Origin of the sequence: Nocardioides sp. OK12 (genome assembly GCF_024341885.1) — a bacterium.
In the GTDB taxonomy this organism is placed as follows: Bacteria; Actinomycetota; Actinomycetes; order Propionibacteriales; family Nocardioidaceae; genus Nocardioides; species Nocardioides marinisabuli.
The window spans coordinates 53,621-78,431 of sequence record NZ_BNET01000008.1 but is presented as its reverse complement, the minus strand read 5'-3'; the positions used below and the strand labels follow the sequence as shown (position 1 = coordinate 78,431).

Sequence of the window (24,811 nt, the reverse complement as noted above, 5' to 3'; positions counted from 1 at the left end):
CGGGGCCGCCTCACCCGTGGCACCGCGGTTCCGGGGCGGGCCGCTCGACGTCGCGGCGCAGGTAGACGCGGTGGTCTCCGCACGCGCCGCCCACCTCGACGTAGTGCTCGTCGAGGACCACGCGCAGCCGGGCACCAGCCGCGGGGGTCCAGGCGCCGAGGTGGACCCACTCCACGAACCACGTCGGCCGCTGCGGTGAGGCCAGCAGCCCCCGCAGCCGCTCCAGCCCGGGGTCGAGGGTGCGCATCGGCAGGCTCCACAGGTAGGGGTAGGGCGAGGCCATGCCGCTGGTCAGCTGCAGGTCGGCGCGCCCGCCGAAGACGGTGAGGGTGTCGCCCGGCTCCGCGGCTGCGGCCAGCGCGGCCCCGGTGTCGGTCTCGTCGAGCTCCTGGCGGTCGAGCACCTGCACCCCGCCCCACACCACGAACGAGACCGCGCTCGACACCGCGGTGGCCGCCACCACCGCCCGCATCGCCAGGCCCCGCTTCGAGCGTCGCCGCACCAGCAGCGCGGCGGCCAGGGCCGTCGAGGGCACGAGCGCGAAGAGGTAGTCGCGCCAGTAGGAGCCGCTGGCGGCCAGGGCCAGGGTGTCGGCCCCCAGCATCGCCAGGACCGCCCAGGTCACGGCCGCGTCGCGCCCGACCTCGTCGCGCACGTGCACCAGCAGCCCGCCGATCACCGCCACCATCCCGGCGCCGGCCGCGACCAGCACCAGCAGGACCGCCCGCTCGCCCGGTGCCGAGGCCGGCTGCTCGGCCAGCACCGCCGAGGCGTCGGCGCGGAAGCCCCAGACGGCGTACGACAGCACCTCGAGCCGTACGCCGGCGCCCCAGGCCCACCCGATGGTCGCCAGCACCGGCACCGCGGCCCCCGCGAGCGCCGCCGCGGCCAGGGCGACCCCGCGGCGCCACGTCAGCTCACGCGTGAGCACCGCCACCAGCAGCAGCACCGCCCCGAAGACCAACCCGCCCACGAGGCTCTGCTTGTAGCCCAGCGCCGTCGCCGAGACCGCCCCCGCGGCCCCGGCCAGCAGCAGGGAGCGCGCACCGGCGGCCCGACGGAGGGCCAGCAGCGCGAGCAGGCACCCGCCCACCACCAGCGGCAGCCCCAGCAGCTCGCCCTTGGCGGCCACCACGTCGATCAGGGGCGTCACGCACAGCGCCGCGACCAGCACCGCGGTCCAGCGCGCCGCCACGTCACCGGCGACCAGCCGCGCCGTCGCCGCGGCCAGCACCACCAGCGCAGCGGCCGCCAGGGCGCCGAGCACCCGCACCGCGAGCGGTCCGGCCAGCCAGTCGGTCAACCCGTAGGTCGCGACCAGCAGCGGCGGCCGGTCGACGAAGTAGGGGCCGTAGAGGCTGTCGGCCGAGGGGGCCCAGGCCCGGGCCACCAGCGTGAAGCCGGCCTCGTCGCCGCGCACCGGTCGCAGCAGTCCGACCAGGCGCAGCGACCCAGCGACCAGGGCCGCCAGCAGCACGGTGCGCCGCTCCTGGCCCATCGCGCCCCCTCGAGGTCATCACCTGACGCACGGTCGAAACGTCCGTGCAACGTCGGTGCGTCAACGTAGTACCTCCGCCACCGGAGCGGGTCCGTCGAGGAGGAGCGCCCATGTTGTGGAAGGTGCGGGCCAGCTCGCCGGACCGGCCCGGAGGGCTCGCAGCGCTCACGCAGCGCTGCGCCGAGGCCGACGTCGACATCCGGGGCATGCAGGTCTTCCCGGGTGTCGACGAGGTCACCGACGAGGTCGTGATGGAGGTGCCGCCCACCTGGGGCGAGGCCGACGTGGCGGTGCTCGTCGAGTCCGCCGGCTGGCGCCACGTCTTCTCCACGCCCTGCACGGGCGAGGCGCTCACCGACCAGCCCACCCGCTACGTCGAGGCCGCGCGCCGGGTCCTGGCCGCCCCCGAGTCGTTCCCCGAGGTGGTGGCCCGGCTCTTCGACACCGAGCCCGACCAGGGCGCCGGCGGTGACGTGCTGGAGATGACCGTGGGCGACGTGCTGGTGCAGGTGCGCCGCGCCACCCCCTTCACCGACACCGAACGGGCCCGCGGGGTGGCGGTCGCCGAGCTCGTCACCGACGTGCTGCGCCGCGGCCGGCCCGAGCCCGCGATGGCCTCCCCGGTCGCCGGCCGGCGCCTCGGCGACGGCGCGCGCCCGTCGTACGTCGTGGAGGGGCGGGTGGTCTCGGCGCTGGTCGCCGACGTCGTCGTCGGTCGCGCCACCCTCGGCGAGCCCGGGGCCGACGGCGTCGACGAGGGCTGCCTCGACCTGGTGCTGCGCGTCGACCCGGCCTGGCGCCGGCGCGGGGTGGGCACCCGGCTGCTGGTCGCCGCGTCGCGGCTCGCGCTGACCTACGGCGCCGAGGAGGTCCACCTCAGCACCACCGCCGACAACCGCGCCGTGCTGCCGCTGGTGCTCGCGGCCGGGCTGCGGGGCCGCATCCGGCTGGCCTCCGACCAGCTCACGGTGCGGGTGCCGGTGCAGGGCCTGCGGCCGCTGGGGGCCGGGGCCCCCGCGGTGTGACGCGGGACGCCCCCACCGCGCTCGGTGGCCGGGTGGCCCGGCCGTACGATGAGCCCGTGGAGATCCCGGAGAAGTTCGCGGCCCTCGGCCTCACCTACGACGACGTGCTGCTGCTGCCGGGTCACTCCGACCTGGCGCCGGCCGACATCGACACGACCTCCCGCCTGACCAGGGAGATCTCGCTCAAGGTGCCGCTGGTCAGCGCCGCGATGGACACCGTGACCGAGTCGCGGATGGCGATCGCGATGGCCCGCGAGGGCGGCATGGGCGTGCTGCACCGCAACCTCTCGATCGACGACCAGGCCTACCAGGTCGACCTGGTCAAGCGCACCCAGACCGGCATCATCTCCAACCCCGTGGTCATCGGGCCCGACGCGACCCTCGAGGAGCTCGACCGCCTCTGCGGCGAGTACCGCGTCTCGGGCCTCCCGGTCGTCGACGCCGACCAGCGCCTGCTGGGCATCATCACCAACCGCGACCTGCGCTTCACCCCGGTCGCGGAGTGGGCCACGCTCAAGGTCGAGGAGGTGATGACCCCGATGCCGCTGATCACCGGCCCGGTCGGCATCTCCCGCGACGAGGCCACCGCCCTGCTGCGCAAGCACAAGCGCGAGCGGCTGCCGCTGGTCGACGACCAGGGCCGCCTCGCGGGCCTGATCACCGTCAAGGACTTCGTCAAGAGCGAGCAGTTCCCGCACGCGTCGTACGACGCCCACGGGCGCCTGCTCGTCGGCGCGGCCATCGGCTACTTCGGCGACGCGTGGCAGCGCGCCACCACCCTCGTCGAGGCCGGCGTCGACGTGCTGGTCGCCGACACCGCCCACGGCAACGTGCGGCTGCTGCTCGACATGGTCGCCCGCCTCAAGAGCGACCCGGCCACCCGCCACGTGCAGGTCATCGGCGGCAACGTCGCGACCCGCGAGGGCGCCCAGGCCTTCGTCGACGCCGGCGCCGACGCGGTCAAGGTCGGGGTCGGCCCCGGCTCGATCTGCACCACCCGCGTCGTCACCGGCGTGGGCGTCCCGCAGGTCAGCGCGGTCTACGAGGCCTCGCTGGCCACCAAGCCGGCCGGGGTCCCGCTGATCGCCGACGGCGGCATGAAGTACTCCGGCGAGATCGCGAAGGCGATCGTCGCGGGCGCCGACGCGGTGATGCTGGGCTCGCTGCTGGCCGGCTGCGAGGAGTCGCCCGGCGAGCTGGTCTTCGTCAACGGCAAGCAGTACAAGTCCTACCGGGGCATGGGCTCGCTGGGCGCGATGTCGAGCCGCGGCAAGAAGTCCTACTCCAAGGACCGCTACTTCCAGGCCGAGGTGACCAGCGACGACCAGATCGTGCCCGAGGGCATCGAGGGCCAGGTCGCCTACCGCGGCCCGCTCTCGGCGGTCTCCCACCAGCTCACCGGCGGGCTGACCCAGTCGATGTTCTACGTCGGCGCGCGCACCGTGCCCGAGCTGCAGGAGAAGGGCCGCTTCGTGCGGATCACCTCCGCCTCGCTCAACGAGAGCCACCCGCACGGCGTGCAGATGACCGTCGAGGCGCCCAACTACACAGGTCGCTGAGCCCGGGGGAGCAGGCGGTGGGCGCCGGGCACGACCACGGGGCCGGTGCGAACCGCACCCGGTTGGCGGTGGCGCTCGCGCTGACCGGGGTGGTCGTGATCGCCCAGGCGGTCGGCTCGGTCGTCACCGGCAGCCTGGCGCTGCTGGTCGACACCGCCCACATGCTCACCGACACCGTCGGGCTGGGCATGGCGCTGCTGGCCAGCGTGCTGATGGCCCGGCCGGCCACCGACCGGCACACCTGGGGGCTGCGCCGCGCCGAGGTGATCGCCGCGCTGGCCCAGGCCGCGCTGCTGCTCGCGGTCGGCGGCTTCGCGCTCGTCGAGGGCGTACGCCGCCTGGTCACCCCCGCCGACGTGCCGTCCACGTCGCTGCTGGTCTTCGGCGTGGTCGGCCTGGTGGCCAACCTCGTCGCGCTGGGGGTGCTGACCGGCGGACGTGGGGCGAACCTCAACATGCGCGCGGCGTACCTCGAGGTGCTCAACGACGCGCTGGGCTCGGTGGCGGTGATCGTGGGCGCGGTGCTGATCGCCGCCTTCGGGTGGGTGCGAGCCGACAGCGTCGCGGGCCTGCTGATCGCGCTGCTGATCCTGCCGCGCACCCTGCTGCTGCTGCGCGACAGCACCCGGGTGCTGCTCGAGTCGGTGCCCCCGGGGCTCGACCTGGCCGACGTGCGCCGCCACATCCTCGAGGTCGAGCACGTCGTCGACGTGCACGACCTCCACGTCACCCGGGTCTCCTCCGACCTGCCGGTGCTCACGGCGCACGTGACCATGCAGCGCGCCTGCTTCGAGTCCGGCCACTCGGGCGAGGTGCTGCGCGAGCTGCAGCGCTGCGTGGCCGAGCACTTCGACGTCGCCATCGAGCACTCGACGTTCCAGATCGAGCCCGAGGGCCACGCCGGCACCGAGCACGCCCACCACTGAGGCCACCACTGACCGGCCCGGCGCCAACCGATAGCCTGGCCCGGTGAGCGAGATCGAGATCGGACGCGCCAAGCGGGCCCGCCGCGCCTACTCCTTCGACGACGTCGCGATCGTGCCCTCCCGGCGCACGCGCGACCCCGAGGAGGTCAGCACGCACTGGCAGATCGACGCCTACCGCTTCGACCTGCCGGTGATGGCCGCGCCGATGGACTCGGTGATGTCGCCGAGCACCGCGATCGCGTTCGGGCGCCACGGCGGCCTCGGCGTGCTCAACCTCGAGGGCCTGTGGACCCGCTACGAGGACCCCGAGCCGCTGCTCGAGGAGGTGGCCGGCCTGACCGGCACCGACGCGGTGCGCCGGATGCAGGAGATCTACCTCGAGCCCGTCAAGGCCGAGCTCATCACCCACCGCCTGCGCGAGGTGCGCGAGGCGGGGGTGACGGTCGCCGGCTCGCTCTCGCCCCAGCGCACCAAGGAGTTCGCCAAGACGGTCGTCGACGCCGGCGTCGACATGTTCGTCATCCGCGGCACCACCGTCTCGGCCGAGCACGTCTCGAGCCAGGCCGAGCCGCTGAACCTCAAGGACTTCATCTACGAGCTCGACGTCCCGGTGATCGTCGGTGGCTGCGCCACCCACCAGGCCGCCCTGCACCTGATGCGCACCGGTGCCGCCGGTGTCCTCGTCGGCTTCGGCGGGGGAGCGGCCCACACCACCCGCACCGTCCTCGGCGTCGCGGTGCCGATGGCCTCCGCGGTGGCCGACGTGGCCGCGGCGCGCCGCGACTACCTCGACGAGTCGGGCGGGCGCTACGTCCACGTCATCGCCGACGGGTCGATCGGCCGCTCCGGCGACATCGCCAAGGCCATCGCCTGCGGTGCCGACGCGGTGATGGTCGGCTCGCCGTTCGCGCGCGCCTCCGACGCGCCGGGCCGGGGCTTCCACTGGGGCACCGAGGCGCACCACCCCGAGCTGCCGCGCGGCCAGCGGGTCCAGTTCGACACCGTCGGCACCTTCGAGGAGATCCTCTTCGGTCCCTCGCGCGTCGCCGACGGCACCATGAACCTCATCGGCGCGCTGCGTCGGGCGATGGCCACCACCGGCTACACCGACGTCAAGGAGTTCCAGCGCGTCGAGGTCGTCGTCGAGTAGTCCCCAGGACCCGGCGGTGACCACGACCTCGCTGCGCGTCGCGGCCGGCCAGGCCGCGGCGGCGCCGGGCGACCTCGACGCCAACGTGCGCACCACCGCGCGCCTCGCGGCGCTGGCGGGCGACCAGGGGGTGCGGGTGCTGGTGCTGCCCGAGGCGTTCCTGACCGGCTACGACGCCGCCGTCTTCAGCGGCGACCTGCCCGGCCCCGCCGACCTCACCGGGCCCCGCCTCGACCCGGTGCGCGAGCAGGCCCGGCGCACCGACCTGACGGTCGTCGTCGGCACCGCCCTCGACCGGGGTGTCCGGCGCACCCTCTCGACCGTGGTGGTGCGCCCCGACGGCGAGGTCGTGGTGGCCTACGACAAGCAGCACGTCGACCTCGACGAGCGCGCGTGGTTCGAGCCGGGCGACCACGGCGCCTCGGTGCTCGTCGACGGCGTCGAGCTCGGCCTGTCGACCTGCTACGACGGCTGCTTCCCCGAGCACGCCCGCGCCGCCAGCGACGCCGGCGCCCTGGGCTACCTGTGCTCGGCGGCGTACTTCCCCGGGGGCGCGCACCGCCGCGACCTCTACTACGCGGCACGGGCGCTCGACAACGGCTTCTTCGTGGTGCTCTCCGGGCTGACCGGCCGCTGCGGCGACAGCTCGTTCATCGGCGGCTCGGCCGTCTACGACCCCGAGGGCCGGCCGCTGGCCCGGCTGGGCGAGGAGGAGGGGCTGGCCGTCGCCGAGCTCGACCCCGGGCTGGTGCTGGCGACCCGCGAGCGGCACCGCATGCACCACGACCACCGCGACGACCTGGGGACGCGCGTCCGGGTGTGAGGTGGGCCCCGGCCCGGGGGTAGGGTGAGCGGGCTCTGTGACCGTCATCACTCTCGGGAGACGTCCGTGAACCGCTTGATCCCTGCCCTGACCGGCGCTGCCCTGACCAGCGCGCTCGCGCTGAGCCTGCTCACCACCGGTGCCGCGCTGCCCGGCGCCGCCGAGCCCGCCGGCGCGGGCGAGCGCCCGGGCCGCGCCGCCGAGGTCGCCCGGCCCGCGCTGCGGGCCGGCCTGACCGACCACAGCTTCTACTTCGTGATGGCCGACCGGTTCGCCAACGGCGACACCGCCAACGACACCGGCGGCATCGGGGGCGGCCGGCTCGAGCACGGCTTCGACCCCACCGCCAAGGGCTTCTTCAACGGCGGCGACCTGGTCGGCCTGCGCGAGCAGCTCGACTACATCGAGGGCCTCGGCACCGACGCGATCTGGCTGACCCCGGTCTTCGAGAACAAGGCGGTCCAGCTCGAGGACGGTCCGTCCGCGGGCTACCACGGCTACTGGATCACCGACTTCACGCGCATCGACCCCCACCTCGGCACCAACGCCGACCTGGGCGACCTGGTCGACGCCGCCCACGAGCGCGGCATGAAGGTCTTCTTCGACATCATCACCAACCACACCGCCGACGTGATCGGCTACGAGGAGGGTGCGCGCACGGCGTACGTGCCCAAGGACGTCGAGCCCTACCGCACCGCGGCCGGCGAGCCCTTCGACGACCGCGACCACAGCGGCGGCGACGACTTCCCCGAGCTCGACGCGCAGACCTCCTTCCCCTACACGCCGGTGCTCGAGGAGGGCGAGGAGGACCTCAAGGTCCCGGCCTGGCTCAACGACCCGACGCTCTACCACAACCGCGGCAACACGACCTTCACCGGCGAGGACAGCCAGTACGGCGACTTCTTCGGCCTCGACGACCTGTTCACCGAGCACCCCACCGTGCGGGAGGGGATGATCGACATCTACCGCACCTGGGTCGAGGACTTCGGGATCGACGGCTTCCGCATCGACACGATGAAGCACGTCGACGACGCGTTCTGGCAGGACTTCGGGCCGGGCCTGCTCGACTACGCCCGCTCCCACGGCAAGCCCGACTTCTTCATGTTCGGCGAGGTCGCCCTCGACGGCAGCGACGCGGCGGCCAAGGCCTTCACCTCCGGCTACACCACCCGCGCCGGCATGCAGTCGGTCCTCGACTTCCCCTTCCAGTGGGCCGCCCGCGACTTCGCCTCGCGCGGGCGCAGCGCCGCCGACCTGTCGCGCTTCTTCGTCGACGACGACTGGTACACCGACGCCGACTCCAACGCCTACGCGCTGCCCACCTTCCTCGGCAACCACGACATGGGCCGCTTCGGCCACTTCGTCGGCGCCGACAACCCGGAGGCGGGGGAGGCCGAGCTGCTGCGCCGCGACCGCCTGGGCCACGAGCTGATGTTCTTCTCGCGCGGCAACCCGGTCGTCTACTACGGCGACGAGCAGGGCTTCACCGGCACCGGCGGCGACCAGCTGGCCCGCCAGACGATGTTCGCCAGCCAGGTGCCGGAGTACGCCGACGACGCCCAGCTCGGCGCCGCCGGCAAGACCCCGGCCACCGGCAGCCTCGACCCCGAGCACCCGCTCTACCGCCGCATCGCCCGCCTCGACCGGCTCACCGAGGGTCACCCCGCGCTGCGCGACGGCGCCCACCAGGTGCGCCTGGGCCAGGACGGCCCCGGCGTCGCCGCCTTCTCCCGCCTCGACCGCGACCAGCAGCGGGAGTACGTCGTGCTGCTCAACAACGCGACCACCGCGCGCTCGGTCACGGTGCCGACCTGGGTCCGCCGGGGCGGGTTCCGCAAGATCTACGGCCCCGGCGAACGGCGCCTGCGCAGCAACGGCGCCGGCGCGCTGCGGGTCGAGGTGCCCGCGCTCTCCGCCGTCGTGTACGCCGCCACCGAGCGGCTCGAGCCCTCGCGCCGCGCCCCCGCGGTGCGGGTGCGGGCCCCGCGCCCCAGTGGTGTGGACCGCTCCCGCATGCAGGTGGCGGCCGAGGTGGCCGGGCGCTCCTTCGCCGAGGTGACCTTCCAGGCCAAGGTCGGCGACGGCGGCTGGCAGAGCATCGGCACCGACGACTCGGCGCCCTACCGGGTCTTCCACGACACCAGCGCCCTGGCCACCGGCACGCCGGTCAGCTACCGCGCCGCCGTGCTCGACAACGCCGGGCACGCCCGGCTCGCGAAGGCGCGCGCCACGACCGTGGCCGAGCCCAGGCTGACCCTGCGCACCTCGGGCTCCGAGGGCACCGTCAGCAGCATCGACCCGGTCACCGTGACCGCGGAGGTCCAGCCCGAGCGCGCCGCCCAGTCGGTGCGCTTCGAGCGCCGGCTCGACGGGGGCGCGTGGGAGGTCGTCGGCACCGACACCTCCTCGCCCGTCTACCAGGTCACCGACGACGTCGAGGGACTCGACCTCGGCACCGAGATCACCTACCGCGCCGTGCTGCTCGAGCCCGGCGCCGACCCGGTCACCAGCGAGCCGCTCACCGTGCGCACCGCCGCACCCCAGCCCCAGCGCGACAGCGTCACCCTGGCCGGCAGCCTGCAGGACGAGCTCGGCTGCCCCGAGGACTGGCAGCCCGCCTGCGCGGCCACGCACCTGGCCTTCGACGAGACCGACGGGCGCTGGCACGCCACCTTCGACCTGCCCGAGGGCGAGTACCAGTGGAAGATCGCCGTGAACGACTCGTGGGAGGAGAACTACGGCGCCGGGGGAGCGGCCGGTGGCGACAACCTGGTGCTGCGCGTGCCGGCCGGCGGGGCGTCGTACACCTTCACCTGGGACCAGGTCACCCACGTGCCCTCGGTGGCGCCTGCCGGCTGAGCGGTCGGCCCTGGGAGGATGCCCGCGTGAACGACGAAGCGCCCGACACCGTGGTCATCCACACCGACGGCGCGTGCGTGCCCAACCCCGGGCCCGGTGGGTGGGGGGCCCTGCTGCGCCAGGGCTCCCACGAGCTGGAGCTCTGCGGCGGCGAGGCCGGCACGACCACCAACAACCGGATGGAGCTCACCGCCCCGATCAAGGCGCTCGAGGCGCTGCGGCGACCGGTGCGCGTCGAGCTCTACACCGACAGCACCTACGTGCGCTCGGGCATCACGACCTGGGTGGCGGGCTGGATGCGCAACGGGTGGCGCACCTCGGCCAAGCAGCCGGTCAAGAACGTCGACCTGTGGCAGGAGCTGCAGGCGGCCTGCGAGCGGCACGACGTGCACTGGCACTGGGTCAAGGGTCACGCGGGCGACGAGGGCAACGAGCGGGCCGACCGGCTCGCCGCCCGGGGCCTCACCGAGGCCGTCGAGGCCGCCCGAGGACAGCGCTGAACCGCCCCCGACGAGCGTGTCGCCGGGGGCGGTTCATTGCCCTGGAGGACCATGCAGGGGGCCTACGCCACCAGCTGCAGCAGCAGCCCTGCACTGATGGACGAGCCGGTCACCAGGCACATCGCAGCGAGGAGCCTCGACGCGATGTCGTCCTCCACGCACCTGGCCAGGTGCGTGCGGGCTGTCCGGACCTGACGGATCACTTGAGCTTGATCGTCCGGCCCTTGGCGGTGTCGTGGAAGCCACCCGAGGGGTCCTCGGAGTAGAAGTGCAGGTCGGTGACCCGCGCCGCTCCGGCGACCCACTTGTAGCCGCCGGTGGGGCGACGGACCGGGACCCAGAACTTCTCCTCCTCGCCGGTGCACTCGAAGGCGTTCCAGGCGTAGACGGTCGAGGTGGCGGTCTGCGTGCCACCGCTGGTCACCTGGGTCAGCGTCACCTCGAACGCGGCGCTGGTGGTGTCCTCCGAGCAGACCACCTTGGCCTTGACGTAGGCGATCTTCTGGGACGACGACATCTGCCCCTTCTTGCCGATCTTGATGATGGAGTTGTCAGCGTTGGCCGGCACGGTCATGAGGCCGAGGCTGGCGATGCTGGTGGCTGCTGCGAGCAGCTGTACGGACTTGCGCATTGGTTCTCTCCCCGATGTGTGTGAATGGTCGTGTGGCCCCCTGGCGACCACGAGGAGGACGCTAGGCCGATGCCGGACGGGGGGCGTCGCCTAAATCGGTGATCTGTCCGCGGTGGGCTGGACCGTTGACAAACGAGAACACGTTCCACCAGTCTGACGCGTGTCAACTCATGACCCGCGTCACACCCGGAAGGCTCCTCGTGACCCAGTCAGCGCCGCCCGCCGCCGACCTGACCCTGCAGCGCTCCAGCAGGGACGCGAGCGACGTCCCCGCCCGGCTGGCCGGCTGGTTGGGCGGTGTCCTGCCGCCCGGCGCGGACCCCGAGGTCGTCCTGCGCACCGGCGTCGACGCCAACGGGATGAGCTCGGAGACGCTGGTCCTCGACGTCACCTGGAGCGAGGGCGGCCGGCGCCGCACCGGGGCGTACGTCGCCCGGGTCGCGCCGAGCGCCGCGGACGTCCCGGTCTTCGCCCGCTACGACCTCGGCGCGCAGCACCAGGCGATGCGCCTGGTCGCCGAGCGCACCGAGGTGCCCGTGCCCGGCGTGCACTGGATCGAGCCGACCGGGCAGGTGCTGGGCGCGCCGTTCTTCCTGATGGACCGGCTGGAGGGACGGGTGCCGCCGGACGTGCTGCCCTACCCGTTCGGGGACAACTGGCTCTTCGACGCCACCCCCGAGGAGCAGCGCCACCTCCAGGACCGCACGGTCGAGACCGTCGCCGCGCTGCACGCGGTCCCCGACGCGGCCTCGGCCTTCGCCTTCCTCGACCCCGGTGGGGAGGGCGCGAGCGTGCTGCGCCGCGACCTGGCCCGCACCCGTGCCTGGTACGAGTTCGCCAAGGCCGACGCCGGCCCGTCGCCGACCGTGGAGCGGGCCCTGGCCTGGCTGGAGTCGCACGAGCCGGCGAGCGCCACCGGCACGGTGCTGTGCTGGGGCGACGCCCGCATCGGCAACGTCCTCTACGACGGCTTCGAGCCGGCCGGGGTCCTCGACTGGGAGATGGCCACCCTCGGTCCGCGCGAGCTGGACGTGAGCTGGCTGCTGGTCGCCCACCAGGTCTTCCAGTCGATCGTGGAGGTCCTCGAGCTGCCCGGCATGCCCGACTTCCTGCGCGAGGACGACGTGCTGGCCACCTACGAGCGCGCCAGCGGCGTACGCCTCGGTGACCTCGACTGGTACCACGTGCACAGCGCGCTCCAGTGGAGCATCGTCTTCATGCGCACCGGCTCCCGCCAGGTGCACTTCGGCGAGATCGACAGACCCGACGACATCGAGTCGTTGATGCACAACCTGCCCCTGCTGCTCACCACGATGGAAAGGGTCGGTGCCTGAGATGGTCGGACCGCTCGACGAGTTCCCGCTGCACCAGGCCCCGCTCCCCGTGGAGTGGGCCGCCACCAGCGACCGCAACTTCTACGACCGCAGCTACTTCAACGCCCACGACCGCAGCGGCGACTGCTTCCTGATCATGGGGCTGGGCTACTACCCCAACCTGGGCACCAAGGACGCCTTCGTGATGTGGCGCCGCGGCGACACCCAGACCGCCCTGCACCTGGGCGACCCCGTCGACGGCGACCGCCTCAACATGCACGTCGGACCCTTCCGCATCGAGGTGCCCGAGCCGCTGCACCGGCTGCGGGTGGTGCTGGAGGAGACCGAGGGGATGGCGCTCGACCTGCACTGGACCGGCTCCTTCGACGCGGTGCAGGAGCTGCCCCACGTGATGCGCTCGGGCAGCCGGGTCACCCTCGACGCCCAGCGCTTCGCGCAGGTCGGGTCCTGGGAGGGCACGATGCTCGTCGACGGCGAGGAGATCGTCGTCTCGCCCGACACCTGGCTCGGCACCCGCGACCGCTCCTGGGGCATCCGCCCCGTGGGCGAGGCGGAGCCGGCCGGCCGGCCCGCCGACCCGCCCTTCGAGGGGATGTGGTGGACCTACGTGCCGATGCGCTTCGACGACTTCTCGATCGTGCTGCTGATGCAGGAGACGCCCGAGGGCCACCGCATCTTCAACGACTGCAGCCGCATCCACCGCGACGGGCGGATCGAGCAGCTCGGCTGGCCGCTCGTGCAGGTGCACTACGCCTCCGGCACCCGCAACGCCACCGGCGCCACCATCCGGTGCACCCGCCCCGACGGGGTCGAGGTGCTGCTGGAGGTCGAGGCCCGGCTCCCGACGCCGCTGCACCTCGGCGGCGGGTACGGCGGCGACGGCGACTGGAGCCACGGGCTGTGGAAGGGCGAGGGGTTCGTCGAGCGGCTCAGCTACGACGTGACCACGCCCGAGAACGCCGGCAAGTTCATGTTCGGCGTCGTCGACTACGTCGGCCGCAGCACCTGCCACGAGGAGGGGCGCACCAGCGAGGGCTGGGGCCTCTTCGAGCACGGCGCCATCGGGCGCCACGACCGCAGCGGCTTCGCCGACTGGTTCGCCGTCGCGCCCTGACCCGGACCCCACGACCACCCCTCACGACACCCGCCCCACCCAGGAGCCCGGCATGACCCAGACCCAGGACCACCGCCCGATCAGCACCGACGCGCTCGACCGCGACACCTTCTACATCGACGGCGCGTGGACGCGCCCGAGCACCGGTGACGTCATCGAGGTCGTCTCGCCGCACAGCGAGGAGGTCGTCGCGCGGGTGCCCGAGGGGCGTCCGGGCGACATCGACGCCGCGGTCGCCGCCGCCCGGCGCGCCTTCGACGAGGGGCCCTGGCCGCGGCTCTCGCCCGAGGAGCGGATCGAGGTCGTGCAGCGCTTCTCCCACCTCTACGCCGCGCGCCTGGTCGACATGGCCGAGCTGATCACGATCGAGATGGGCTCGCCCACCTCCTTCTCCAACCTCGCCCAGTCGCCCGCCCCGTGGATGCAGGTCGAGGCCTTCATCGCCATCGCCCGCGACTTCCCGTGGGAGGCCGCCCGTCCGGGCGTCCTGGGCTCCGACGTGGTGGTGCGCCACGAGCCGGTCGGTGTCGTGGCGGCCATCCCGCCCTGGAACGTCCCCCAGTTCACGCTCATCTCCAAGGTGGTCCCCGCGCTGCTGGCCGGCTGCACCGTGGTCGCCAAGCCCGCGCCCGAGTCGCCCCTCGACGGCTACCTGCTGGCCGAGCTGCTCGACGAGGCGGGCGTGCCGCCCGGCGTCGTCAACATCGTCGCCGGAGGCCGCGAGACGGGCGCCCACCTGGTCGCCCACCCGGGCGTCGACAAGGTGGCCTTCACGGGCTCGACCGCCGCGGGCCGCACCATCGGGGCGGTCTGCGGCGAGCAGCTCAAGCGCTGCTCGCTCGAGCTGGGCGGCAAGTCGGCGGCGATCGTCCTCGACGACGCCGACCTGACGGCGACCATGGAGGGGCTGCGCTTCACCTCGCTGATGAACTCCGGCCAGGCCTGCGTGGCCCAGACCCGGGTGCTGGCCCCCCGCGGCCGCTACGCGGAGGTCGTGGACGCCCTGGCCCAGACCGTGGCCTCGATGCCGGTGGGCGACCCCGCCGACCCGGCGACCGAGATCGGCCCGATGGTGGCGCGCCGCCAGCAGGAGCGGGTCGCGTCGTACATCGAGATCGGCCGGGAGGAGGGTGCCCGGGTGGTCACCGGGGGGCCCGGCATGCCCGAGGGCCTCGACCGGGGCTGGTACGTGCGCCCGACCGTCTTCGCCGACGTCGACAACCGGATGCGGATCGCGCAGGAGGAGATCTTCGGGCCCGTGGTCTCGGTCATCGCCTACGACGGTGTCGACGACGCGGTCCGGATCGCCAACGACTCCGACTACGGCCTCGCGGGCACCGTGTGGACCTCCGACCAGGCTGCCGGCCTCGACGTCGCCCGGCGGGTGCGCACCGGCACCTACGGCATCAACACCTACACGATGGACTTCGCGGCGCCCTTCGGCGGCTTCAAGTCCTCCGGGCTCGGCCGCGAGTTCGGCCCCGAGGGCCTGGCGCAGTACACCGAGGTGAAGTCGATCTACACCCCGCTGCCGGCGGGCTAGCCCGGGGCCGGGACGCCGGGCCGAGGGCCGGGTGGTCCGGACACGTGGTCGAGACCAGTGCGGTGCTGTACCCCAGGGGGCATGGCCCCTCCGGGTCATCCGAGCCCCAGGGAGTGGCCGGCAGCGACGTCGGCGCGCATGGACGGGCCGAGAGTGGGACCCACATCGAGCGGCGGGGAGGGGTTTTCGCCGCGTGAGGGGGAGGACTCCACCATGCGCCCATCGCGCACGCGCCACCTGACCGCCGCCCTGGCGGGCCTGACCACCCTGGGCCTCGCGGCCCTGCCGCTGATCGCGGCGCCGGCCTCGGCCGCGCCGGCGCCCAGGCTGCAGGTGACCGTCACCGCCGACAGGACCACCGCCGGCGCCGGGGAGGCGGTGACCTACTCGCTCTCGGCCAGGAACGCCGGCACCGCTGTCGCCAAGGCCGCGGTCCTGACCCACACCGTGCCTGACGGCATGACGCTGGTGAAGAGCGACTGCGACCGGACCGGGGCCACCGTGACCTGCTCGCTGGGCGACCTGCCCGCCGGCGCGACGGCGGTGCGCACGGTGGTCGCCACCGTCGACGCCTTCACCGCACCGGCGCCCGCCGACTCGGGCCACCGGCTGACCTACGTGAAGCAGGAGAGCTTCGTCGAGCTGCCCGCGGGCGGCGCGACGACGGCGTCCCTGGCCTGCCCGGCCGGCCACGTCGTCACCGACGGCAGCCTGCAGCTCGACAGCGTGCACGCCTCGGGCGCCACCGACGTCTTCACCACGCAGAGCCGCGCGACGACCGTCGACGGCCGCTCCGGCTGGGAGGCGAGGGTCGTCAACGACGGCCAGCGGGCCACCGGCAAGCTGCGCATCAGCTGCCTCGACGCGACCACCACCGGGGCCGGCCACAGCCACGCCCTGACCGGGGGCGGCACCCAGCTCGTCGCCACGAAGGCGAAGGCCGACGACGACGGGCTCATCACCGCGACCAGCGCCGGCTGCGCGAGCGGACAGCTGGCCATCGCCCCGTCCTTCCGCTTCGCCGCCGGGTCCGGCCTGATGACCTCCTCGCGGCCCACGGGCGCCGGGTGGACCTTCACCGCCGAGGAGCTCCAGGAGGGCAGCGTGCTGGAGGCCTCGGTCGCCTGCCTCGACCTCACCACCGCCGCGGCGCACGGGCACAGCGCCCGGCTGGCGGTCCGGTCGGTCGACCCGGTGGTCCGCCAGGTCGGCGCCGGCGCCTCGGGGTCGGTCGAGGCGAGCTGCGGCTCGTCGGCGTACGCCGTCAGCGGGGGCTTCGCCACCGACGAGCCGGGGCTGCTCGAGGTCGGCTTCGACCCGCGCTACGAGACCCGCTCGCACCAGTTCTTCAACGACAGCGGCGACGCGGCCGCCGCCGAGGTGGGCGTCGTGTGCCTCGAGGCGGGGCTCGTCGGCGAGCGCGGCAGCAAGCAGGTCACGAGCACCGCGGTGCTCACCAGCGGCAGCACGACGGCCAGCGGCTCGACCACGATCACCGTCATCGCCACGGGCGAGCCGGTCACCCCGGCGGTCACCGTCGGGAAGGTGGGGCGCAACGCGGCCGGCAGCACGCTCAAGGTCCAGGTCTCCTGCGGTGCGGCGGCCTGCACCCTCACCGGCAAGGCGCTCTCGCTGGGCCAGGCCGGGATCAAGAAGGGCACGCAGGTCGCCTACGGCAAGCTCAAGCTGACGGCCGGGGAGACCCGGGCGCTCACGCTGGGGGTCCGGAAGGCCTACCGCGGCGCGGTGAAGAGCGGGGCGGTCAGCAGGCTCACGCTGAGCCTGCGCGGCGGCGGGGTCGACGAGCGGGTTGACATCAGCCTCTGACCTCCGCCAGGTGCCCGCGCGGCACCACGAGCACCCCCGGGACCGACGGTCCCGGGGGTGCTTGACACTGCAAAGGGATGTGTACAAACGCACATCTGTTACCAATGGGTAGTGAGCGAGACCCCAGTCACATACTCTCGGTACATGAACGCCGAGCAGCCCGACCGACCCGGGGCCCCGATCGTCGACGGCCCGCACGACCCGGAGCACGACCCGACCGCGTCGTACGCCCTCGAGCCCGAGTACGTCGCCTCCCTGACCCGGCGGGTGCGCAGCACCACCGGTCGCAGCGCCGAGGTGCGCACCCCCATCAACGGCGCGCCGCTGGCCCACGTGCCGCAGTCGAGCGAGCAGGACGTCGCGGAGGCGTTCACCCGGGCCCGGCGGGCCCAGGCCGCCTGGGCGCGGACCAGCCTCGAGCACCGCTCGGCGATCATGATGCGCCTGCACGACCTGGTGCTGGACCGGCAGGACGAGATCCTCGACCTGATCGTCTGGGAGTCGGGCAAGTCGCGCAAGCACGCCTTCGACGAGCCGATCCACATCGCGCTGACGGCGCGCTACTACGCCCGCACCGCCCACCAGCACCTCGACCCCCAGCGGCGCTCGGGGGTCGTGCCCGGGCTGACCCGGGTCGAGGTCAACCGCGTGCCCAAGGGCGTCGTGGGCATCATCTCGCCCTGGAACTACCCCTTCACGATGGCGCTGTGCGACGGCCTGCCGGCCCTGATGGCCGGCAACGCCGTGGTCGCCAAGCCCGACGCCCAGACCATGCTCTCGGCGCTGCTCGGCGCCCAGCTGCTCGAGGAGGCGGGCTTCCCCAAGGACCTGTGGCAGGTCGTGGCCGGCCCCGGCTCCGAGGTCGGGCCCCAGGTCGTCGCGCAGGCCGACTACATCTGCTTCACCGGGTCGACCGCCACCGGTCGCCGGGTCGCCGCCGGCTGCGCCGAGCGCCTGATCGGCTGCTCGCTCGAGCTCGGCGGCAAGAACCCGCTGCTGGTGCTGCGCGACGCCGACGTCGAGAAGGCCGCCGAGGGCGCGGTGCGCGGCTCGTTCTCCAACGCCGGGCAGCTCTGCGTCTCCGCCGAGCGGCTCTTCGTGGCCGACCAGGTCTACGACCGCTTCGTCGAGCGCTTCGTGGCCCGCACCCAGGCGATGACCCTGGGCGCCACGCTGGAGTGGGGCAACGACATGGGCTCCCTGGTCAGCCAGGCCCAGCTCGACACCGTCACCGCCCACGTCGAGGACGCCGTCGCGAAGGGTGCGCGGGTGCTGACCGGCGGGCGGGCCCGTCCCGACCTCGGGCCCTACGTCTTCGAGCCGACGATCCTCGAGGGCGTCACCCCCGAGATGACCTGCTTCGGCGAGGAGACCTTCGGCCCGGTGGTCTCGCTCTACCGCTTCCACGACGAGGCCGACGCGGTCGCGCGGGCCAACGCGGGGGAGTACGGCCTCAACGGCTCGATCTACAGCCAGGACGGCCCGCGGGCGCGCGCGATCGCCCGCCAGGTCCTCTGCGGCACCGTCAACATCAACGAGGCCTTCGCGGCGACCTTCGCCTCGGTCGACTCCCCGATGGGCGGGATGCGCCAGTCGGGGATGGGGCGCCGCCAGGGCGGCGAGGGCATCCACCGCTACACCGAGACCCAGTCGGTCGCCACGCAGCGGCTGATCCGCATCGCCCCGATGCTGGGCATGTCCGACGAGACCTACGCACGGGTGATGACCGCCCAGCTGCGTGTGATGAAGAAGCTGGGAAGGGCCTGACATGAGCGAGCTCGACTACGACGTCCTGGTGATCGGATCGGGCTTCGGCGGCTCGGTGAGCGCGCTGCGCCTGACCGAGAAGGGCTACCGGGTCGGCGTCGTCGAGGCGGGGGCCCGCTTCGAGGACAGCGACTTCTCCTCGGGCACCCTCGACATCACCCGCTACCTGTGGGCGCCGGCGCTGGGCTGCTACGGCATCCAGCGCATCGATGCCGTGCGCGACACGATGATCGTCGCCGGCGCGGGCGTCGGCGGCGGGTCGCTGGTCTACGCCAACACGCTCTACGAACCGCTGCCGGCCTTCTACAACGACCCGCAGTGGAGCCACATCACCGACTGGAAGTCGGAGCTGGCGCCCTACTACGACCAGGCCAAGCGGATGCTCGGCGTGGTCGAGAACCCGGTGCGCACCCCGGCCGACGACGTGATGGAGAAGGTCGCCGGCGACATGGGGGTCGCCGACTCCTTCCACCCCACGCCGGTGGGCGTGTTCTTCGGCGGCCCCGGCCAGGCGCCGGGCGAGCAGGTCGAGGACCCGTTCTTCGGTGGCGCCGGGCCCGCGCGCAACGCCTGCCTCAACTGCGGCGAGTGCATGTCGGGCTGCCGCCACAACGCCAAGAACACCCTGGTCAAGAACTACCTCTACCTCGCCGAGCAGCAGGGCGCGCGGGTGATGCCGTTGAGCACCGTGACCCGCATCCGCCCGCGTGCGGGCGGCGGCTACGACGTCACCATCAAGTACACCAAGGCCAAGCGTGCGACGGCCCGCACCACCCGCACCCTCACCGCCGAGCACGTGGTGATGGCGGCGGCCTCGCTGGGCACCCAGAAGCTGCTGCACCGGATGAAGGACGAGGGGCACCTGCCGCGGCTCTCGGAGCGGCTGGGCTACCTCTCGCGCACCAACTCCGAGTCGATCCTGGGCGCGATCGCCCCCAAGTCGGACACCACCGACTACTCCTACGGCGTCGCCATCACCTCGAGCTTCCACCCCGACGCCGACACCCACGTCGAGCCGGTGCGCTACGGCAAGGGCTTCAACACCATGGCGATGATGCAGACGGTGCTGACCGACGGCGACGGCGCCGCCCCGCGCTGGCGGACCTGGCTGAAGGAGATGTGGGCGCAGCGCCGCGAGATCGTCAACCTCTACGACCTCAAGCACTGGTCGGAGCGCACCGTGATCGCGCTGGTGATGCAGAGCCTCGACAACTCGATCACCACCTACGGCAAGCGCAACCGGCTCACCGGCACGTGGCGGATGACCTCGCGCCAGGGCCACGGCGCCCCCAACCCGACCTGGATCCCGGTGGCCAACGACGCCGTGCGCCGCATCGCCGGCGTCCTGGGCGGCACGGCCGGGGGCAACATCGGCGAGCCCTTCAACATGCCGCTGACCGCCCACTTCATCGGGGGCTGCGCGATCGGGGACTCGCCCGAGACCGGGGTCATCGACCCCTACCAGCGCGTCTACGGCCACCCGGGCCTGCACGTCATGGACGGCGCGGCCATCACCGCCAACCTCGGGGTCAACCCGTCGCTGACCATCACCGCCCAGGCCGAGCGCGCGATGGCCCTGTGGCCCAACAAGGGCGAGGTCGACCCGCGCCCCGGCCTGGGCGCCGACTACCGCCGCCTGGAGCCGGTCGCGCCGCAGCGACCGGCGGTCCCCGACCACGCCCCGGGAGCCCTGCGCCTGCGCATCGTCGGGGTCAGCTGAGGCAGCAGGTCTAGCCCGGTCGAAAAAGGCCGGAGAAAGATCGTCACCGACGTAACCCCCCGCGATCGGCCTCGTTGTGATGGTCAGACCCGGCAGTCATGCTCCCTCCCAAAGGTCGGGTCGTTTGTCCAAGCTGCTGTCCAACAGAGGCGTGGACGATCAGGGCCCGGCCATCCTCCCTCCCCGGCCGGGCCCTGGTGCTATTTCTGGGCCCGTGCATGAGTCCCCGGCCGACCGGGGACTCATGCACTTGTCAGGTGTTGCAACACCTGACAAGTGACCGACTCGCCCGACAGGTCCGTGGTGGGTGGCGGCCCGAGGCGCCGCGTCGTACGCCGATAGGCTGGGGCCCATGAGCGACGTGACCCCCGGCATCCCCGACCACGACCTCGTCCTGGTCGTCGACTTCGGGGCGCAGTACGCGCAGCTGATCGCGCGCCGGGTGCGCGAGGCCCGGGTCTACTCCGAGATCGTGCCGCACCACCTGCCGGTCGAGGAGATGCTGGCCCGCAAGCCCAAGGCGATCATCCTCTCCGGCGGGCCGAGCTCGGTCTACGCCGAGGGCGCTCCGGGCATCGACCCGGCGATCTTCACCTCAGGCACCCCCGTCTTCGGCATGTGCTACGGCTTCCAGCTGATGGCTGCCGGTCTCGGCGGCACCGTGGCCCGCACCGGCTCGCGCGAGTACGGCCGCACCCCGGTCACCGTCGGCGAGGCGGGCACCCTGCTGGCCGACGTGCCGGCCGCGCACACCGTGTGGATGTCGCACGGCGACGCCGTCACCGAGGCGCCCGAGGGGTTCTCGGTGCTCGCCGAGACCGCGAAGACCCCGGTCGCGGCCTTCGAGGCCGTCGACCGCGGTCTCGCCGGCGTGCAGTGGCACCCCGAGGTGCTGCACACCGAGCACGGCCAGCAGGTCCTCGAGCACTTCCTGGTCGGCATCGCCGGGTGCCGCCAGACCTGGACGATGGTCAACATCGTCGAGGAGCAGATCGAGTCGATCCGGGCCCAGATCGGTGAGCGCGGCCAGGCCATCTGCGGTCTGTCGGGCGGCGTCGACTCCGCGGTGGCCGCCGCGATCGTGCAGCGCGCCATCGGTGACCGGCTCACCTGCGTGTACGTCGACCACGGGCTGATGCGCTCGGGGGAGACCGAGCAGGTCGAGCGGGACTTCGTCGCGGCCACCGGGGTCGACCTGCGCGTGGTCGACGCCGAGAAGCAGTTCCTCGACGCGCTGGCCGGGGTCTCGGACCCCGAGGAGAAGCGCAAGATCATCGGTCGCGAGTTCATCCGCACCTTCGAGGCCGCCGAGGCCGAGGTGCTGGCCGACGCGGTCAGCGGCGAGGGCGGCGACAAGGTCGCCTTCCTGGTGCAGGGCACCCTCTACCCCGACGTGGTGGAGTCGGGCGGCGGTGCCGGCACCTCCAACATCAAGAGCCACCACAACGTCGGCGGGCTGCCCGACGACCTCGAGTTCGAGCTCGTCGAGCCGCTGCGCACGCTGTTCAAGGACGAGGTCCGCCTGGTCGGGGAGCAGCTCGGCCTGCCGGCCGAGATCGTGCACCGCCAGCCCTTCCCGGGCCCCGGCCTGGGCATCCGGATCATCGGCGAGGTGACCCGCGAGCGCCTCGACATCCTGCGCCAGGCCGACGCCATCGTGCGCGAGGAGATGACCCGCGCCGGCCTCGACCGCGACATCTGGCAGATGCCGGTCGTGCTGCTGGCCGACGTCCGCTCGGTGGGCGTGCAGGGCGACGGCCGCACCTACGGCCACCCTGTCGTGCTGCGCCCCGTCACCTCCGAGGACGCGATGACCGCCGACTGGGCGCGCCTGCCCTACGAGGTCCTCGAGACCGTCTCGACCCGCATCACCAACGAGGTCGAGGAGGTCAACCGGGTCACGGTCGACATCACCAGCAAGCCCCCGGGCACCATCGAGTGGGAGTGAGCGGGGCGGGCCTCAGCGGTTCTTGAGGCCCTTCTTCGTACGCCGCCGCAGCTGGATGATGCGCAGGCTCCCGGCGGTCGCGGTCAGCAGGATGCCGGCCGCGGTCGCGATCAGCATGGCCACGGCCACGGGGGTCTCGCCCTCGAAGGACAAGAAGCGCACCGTCGTGGTGTCGGTGTTCTGGGCGATGAAGATGACCAGCAGCACCAGCAGCACGCCCAGCCCCACGATGGCGGCGTAGAAGCCGCTGGTGCGCGAGCCGCGCAGGGGGTCGTCGCCCTTGCCGCGCGCCGGCGCGGGGCGCTCCGGCTCCGTGGTCGGACCGGTGGCGTCGGGGGTGGTCGGGGCGGGGTCGGTGTGGGGGCCGGTCTCGCCGGTGGGCTCGTCCCCCGAGGGCTGCGTGGTGCTCATGGGGCCACGGTAGTGCGGTGCGCGGGGTCGGCGGGTCATCCCTCGAGGGGCGGTGCACCCCGAATCGGGTAAAAGTGCGTGACGACGGTCACGATCACCGGGTTTTACTGGTCCCGCCCAGGAACCTCTTGTACATTATTCAACAGAACCGCCGGGGACCCGAGACCCCGGCGGTTCTTCCATTTCCGGGGAGTCCCGGACCGGGTCAGTCGGTCAGCACGACCTCGACCTCGAAGCCCTCCGAGCTCTCGACGTAGAGCGCCGTGTGCTGCTCGCCGCCCGCATGCGGGTAGCGGTCGGCGTACATCTCGTGCCAGCCGTGCGCGGTCGACTCCGCACGCATCCGGTCGAGCAGGGTGCGCGAGTCGACGCACAGCGCCAGGTGGTTGACCCCGGGCCGCATCCGGTCGTACGCCGCGTCGCGCTGGTCGGGGGAGTGCTCGAGGAAGAGGTAGGTGCCATCGGGGTGGCACCACGACGAGCCGGGCAGGTCGACCTCCCAGCCCAGCTCGCCCAGCAGCCAGCCCCACTCGTCGACGGCCCGCTCGAGGTCGCCGACCCAGAGGTCGAGGTGGTGCAGGGCCCGGGACGGCTGCTCGCTCATGCCCCGGACCCTACTGCCGTCGCCGGCGCCGGCTCAGACGTCGGTGGGCTCGTCGCCGATCACGTGCACGGCGGCCTCCTCGGCCGAGGCGGCCGCACCGTCGATGCCGACGTCGTCGCCCACGAGCTCGGCCTCGACGTCCTCGGCGAGCCCCTCGTCGGGGTCGACCAGGCGCCCGGCGCGCTCGTCGCCGACCTCGCCGCCGACCTGCTCGCGGTCGGCCTCGGCCTCCGCGTACGGGTCGGGCTCCTCCTGGGCGACCCGCTGGTCGAGCGACTCGCCGGTCGCCTCCTCGTACGGCGTGTTGCCGAAGCCCTGGCCCGGTGAGTACTTCTCGGGCGGCGAGTAGCCGCGGTCGAGCTGGTCCTCCACGTCACCGTCGGCGAGGGTGTCCTCGCCCGTCAGCTGGTCGCTCTCCTCGACCGAGTAGTCGCCGTAGGTGTCGTCCTGGTCGTTCGGTCCGGTGCTCATGGCTCCACCGTAGCCACGCCGCGCACCCGACCGTCCCACCCGTCAGGTGCCGTCGAGGAGCACCCGCCGCACCGGCAGCGCGTGGGCCTGCTGGTCGCGCACCCAGGCGACCAGACCCTCCCGGACGTGGCAGCGCAGGTCGTAGAGGGTCGGGGCGTCGTGGGAGGTGACCAGCACGCGCACCCGGACCAGGCCGTCGACGGCGTCGGTGACCTGCACGTGGGAGACCCGCCCGTCCCACATCGTCCCGGCCCGCTCCATGACCGAGGGCAGGTGGGCGCGCAGGGCGTCGACGTCGGTGCGCCAGTCGAGGTCGAGCTCGACCGAGCCGAGCAGCTCGGAGTTCTTGCGGGTCCAGTTCTGGAAAGGCGTGGTGGTGAAGTACGTCGACGGCAGGATCATCCGGCGGTCGTCCCAGATCCGCACCACGACGTAGCTGAGCGTGATCTCCTCGATCGTGCCCCACTCGCCCTCCACGATGACGGCGTCGTCGACCTTGATGGCGTCGTTGAAGGCCAGCTGGATGCCGGCGAAGGCGTTGGCCAGGATCGACTGGGCGGCCAGGGCCGCGACCACCGAGATGAGGCCCGCCGAGGCGAGCACGCTGGCACCGACGGTGCGCACCGCGGGGAACGTGAACAGGATCGCGCCGACGGTCACCACGACCACCAGGGCGATGGTCAGGCGCCGGATCAGCAGCACCTGGGTGCGCACCCGGCGCGCGACCCGGTTGTCGCGCACGTCGGTGCGGGCTCGACCCAGCGTGAGGTCCTCGACGAAGAGCAGCAGCGCGCACAGCAGCCAGCCGCCGCTGGCGATGGCCAGCACCCGCAGCACCAGCGCGCCCCCCTCCCACCACGCGGCGCCGGCGTCCCCGGCGTCCGGGCGCACGGCGGCCACCCACGCGCTCGTGGCCAGCACGAGGACCAGCGCGCGGAAGGGGAGCCTGGCCGAGTGGGCCAGCGCCTGTGCCGGGCGCCAGCGGTGGGCCAGCACCCGAACCACCAGGTGCGTCGCGACGACGACGGCGAGGGCGCCGAGCAGCATGGTGGCGGCGGCGATCAGGGCTTCGGTCCAGGTGACGGCCATGGCTCCATCGTG

20 protein-coding genes are annotated in these 24,811 nt (G+C 73.1%); 14 read left to right on the top strand and 6 right to left on the bottom strand.

All coding sequences use genetic code 11. The features are described 5' to 3' along the window. Positions 1 to 10: 10 nt before the first annotated feature. Positions 11 to 1,498, bottom strand: coding sequence for a hypothetical protein (locus OCU29_RS18260; protein ID WP_261821042.1), 1,488 nt, complete (start codon positions 1,496 to 1,498; stop codon positions 11 to 13). A gap of 110 nt (positions 1,499 to 1,608) precedes the next feature. Here OCU29_RS18260 and OCU29_RS18255 point away from each other — a divergent pair, with 110 nt between their 5' ends. The 7 genes from OCU29_RS18255 to rnhA all read left to right on the top strand — a co-directional run bounded on the left by OCU29_RS18255 (position 1,609) and on the right by rnhA (position 10,340). Beyond that, positions 1,609 to 2,523, top strand: a complete 915-nt coding sequence (locus OCU29_RS18255; RefSeq protein WP_179614108.1) for a GNAT family N-acetyltransferase — start codon at positions 1,609 to 1,611, stop codon at positions 2,521 to 2,523. Positions 2,524 to 2,579: 56 nt separating this feature from the next. Then, positions 2,580 to 4,082: an IMP dehydrogenase gene (gene guaB / locus OCU29_RS18250; RefSeq protein WP_179614107.1), complete on the top strand. Its 1,503-nt coding sequence runs from the start codon at positions 2,580 to 2,582 to the stop codon at positions 4,080 to 4,082. 17 nt (positions 4,083 to 4,099) lie between these two features. Continuing rightward, a complete protein-coding gene (locus tag OCU29_RS18245) occupies positions 4,100 to 5,008 on the top strand; it encodes a cation diffusion facilitator family transporter (protein ID WP_261821041.1) in 909 nt (302 codons plus the stop codon). 43 nt (positions 5,009 to 5,051) lie between these two features. Then, positions 5,052 to 6,158 carry a GuaB3 family IMP dehydrogenase-related protein gene (locus OCU29_RS18240; protein ID WP_179614105.1) on the top strand — a complete coding sequence of 369 codons (1,107 nt, stop codon included), beginning with the start codon at positions 5,052 to 5,054 and terminating at the stop codon, positions 6,156 to 6,158. Positions 6,159 to 6,174: 16 nt separating this feature from the next. Beyond that, complete coding sequence (locus tag OCU29_RS18235) at positions 6,175 to 6,981, top strand: carbon-nitrogen hydrolase family protein (RefSeq protein ID WP_261821040.1); 807 nt, start codon at positions 6,175 to 6,177, stop codon at positions 6,979 to 6,981. Positions 6,982 to 7,047: 66 nt separating this feature from the next. Continuing rightward, positions 7,048 to 9,840 (top strand): alpha-amylase family glycosyl hydrolase, encoded by a 2,793-nt coding sequence (locus OCU29_RS18230; protein WP_261821039.1) that lies wholly within the window; start codon positions 7,048 to 7,050, stop codon positions 9,838 to 9,840. Between the two features lie 26 nt (positions 9,841 to 9,866). After that, complete coding sequence (gene rnhA, locus OCU29_RS18225) at positions 9,867 to 10,340, top strand: ribonuclease HI (protein WP_179614103.1); 474 nt, start codon at positions 9,867 to 9,869, stop codon at positions 10,338 to 10,340. 199 nt (positions 10,341 to 10,539) lie between these two features. On the opposite strand, the gene OCU29_RS18220 is transcribed toward rnhA, so the two are convergent. Continuing rightward, complete coding sequence (locus tag OCU29_RS18220) at positions 10,540 to 10,971, bottom strand: hypothetical protein (protein ID WP_261821038.1); 432 nt, start codon at positions 10,969 to 10,971, stop codon at positions 10,540 to 10,542. A 200-nt stretch (positions 10,972 to 11,171) separates the two neighbouring features. Here OCU29_RS18220 and OCU29_RS18215 point away from each other — a divergent pair, with 200 nt between their 5' ends. The 7 genes from OCU29_RS18215 (at position 11,172) to guaA (ending at position 22,224) form a co-directional block, all read left to right on the top strand. Beyond that, entirely contained in the window at positions 11,172 to 12,305 is a 1,134-nt protein-coding gene (locus tag OCU29_RS18215; protein WP_261821037.1) for a phosphotransferase family protein, read from the top strand. A 1-nt stretch (position 12,306) separates the two neighbouring features. Beyond that, complete coding sequence (locus OCU29_RS18210) at positions 12,307 to 13,419, top strand: hypothetical protein (protein ID WP_261821103.1); 1,113 nt, start codon at positions 12,307 to 12,309, stop codon at positions 13,417 to 13,419. A 52-nt stretch (positions 13,420 to 13,471) separates the two neighbouring features. Next, positions 13,472 to 14,962: an aldehyde dehydrogenase gene (locus OCU29_RS18205; RefSeq protein WP_261821036.1), complete on the top strand. Its 1,491-nt coding sequence runs from the start codon at positions 13,472 to 13,474 to the stop codon at positions 14,960 to 14,962. Positions 14,963 to 15,175: 213 nt separating this feature from the next. Beyond that, a complete protein-coding gene (locus OCU29_RS18200; RefSeq protein WP_261821035.1) occupies positions 15,176 to 16,789 on the top strand; it encodes a DUF11 domain-containing protein in 1,614 nt (537 codons plus the stop codon). 144 nt (positions 16,790 to 16,933) lie between these two features. Then, on the top strand, positions 16,934 to 18,556 hold the full coding sequence (locus OCU29_RS18195) for a succinic semialdehyde dehydrogenase (RefSeq protein WP_261821034.1): 1,623 nt from the start codon (positions 16,934 to 16,936) through the stop codon (positions 18,554 to 18,556). Position 18,557: 1 nt separating this feature from the next. Further along, the gene (locus tag OCU29_RS18190; RefSeq protein ID WP_261821033.1) at positions 18,558 to 20,276 is read left to right on the top strand and encodes a GMC family oxidoreductase; all 1,719 of its coding nucleotides are present in this window, start codon (positions 18,558 to 18,560) and stop codon (positions 20,274 to 20,276) included. A 352-nt stretch (positions 20,277 to 20,628) separates the two neighbouring features. Then, positions 20,629 to 22,224 (top strand): glutamine-hydrolyzing GMP synthase, encoded by a 1,596-nt coding sequence (gene guaA / locus OCU29_RS18185; RefSeq protein ID WP_261821032.1) that lies wholly within the window; start codon positions 20,629 to 20,631, stop codon positions 22,222 to 22,224. Between the two features lie 12 nt (positions 22,225 to 22,236). Here the strand turns inward: guaA and OCU29_RS18180 are convergent, their stop codons facing one another. From OCU29_RS18180 to OCU29_RS18165, 4 genes are all read right to left on the bottom strand, one after another. Continuing rightward, on the bottom strand, positions 22,237 to 22,635 hold the full coding sequence (locus OCU29_RS18180; RefSeq protein WP_261821031.1) for a lipopolysaccharide assembly LapA domain-containing protein: 399 nt from the start codon (positions 22,633 to 22,635) through the stop codon (positions 22,237 to 22,239). 205 nt (positions 22,636 to 22,840) lie between these two features. Continuing rightward, positions 22,841 to 23,239 carry a VOC family protein gene (locus tag OCU29_RS18175; RefSeq protein WP_179614095.1) on the bottom strand — a complete coding sequence of 133 codons (399 nt, stop codon included), beginning with the start codon at positions 23,237 to 23,239 and terminating at the stop codon, positions 22,841 to 22,843. A gap of 33 nt (positions 23,240 to 23,272) precedes the next feature. After that, complete coding sequence (locus tag OCU29_RS18170; protein WP_261821030.1) at positions 23,273 to 23,710, bottom strand: DUF5709 domain-containing protein; 438 nt, start codon at positions 23,708 to 23,710, stop codon at positions 23,273 to 23,275. Between the two features lie 42 nt (positions 23,711 to 23,752). Continuing rightward, complete coding sequence (locus tag OCU29_RS18165; RefSeq protein ID WP_261821029.1) at positions 23,753 to 24,799, bottom strand: mechanosensitive ion channel family protein; 1,047 nt, start codon at positions 24,797 to 24,799, stop codon at positions 23,753 to 23,755. Positions 24,800 to 24,811 lie beyond the last annotated feature (12 nt).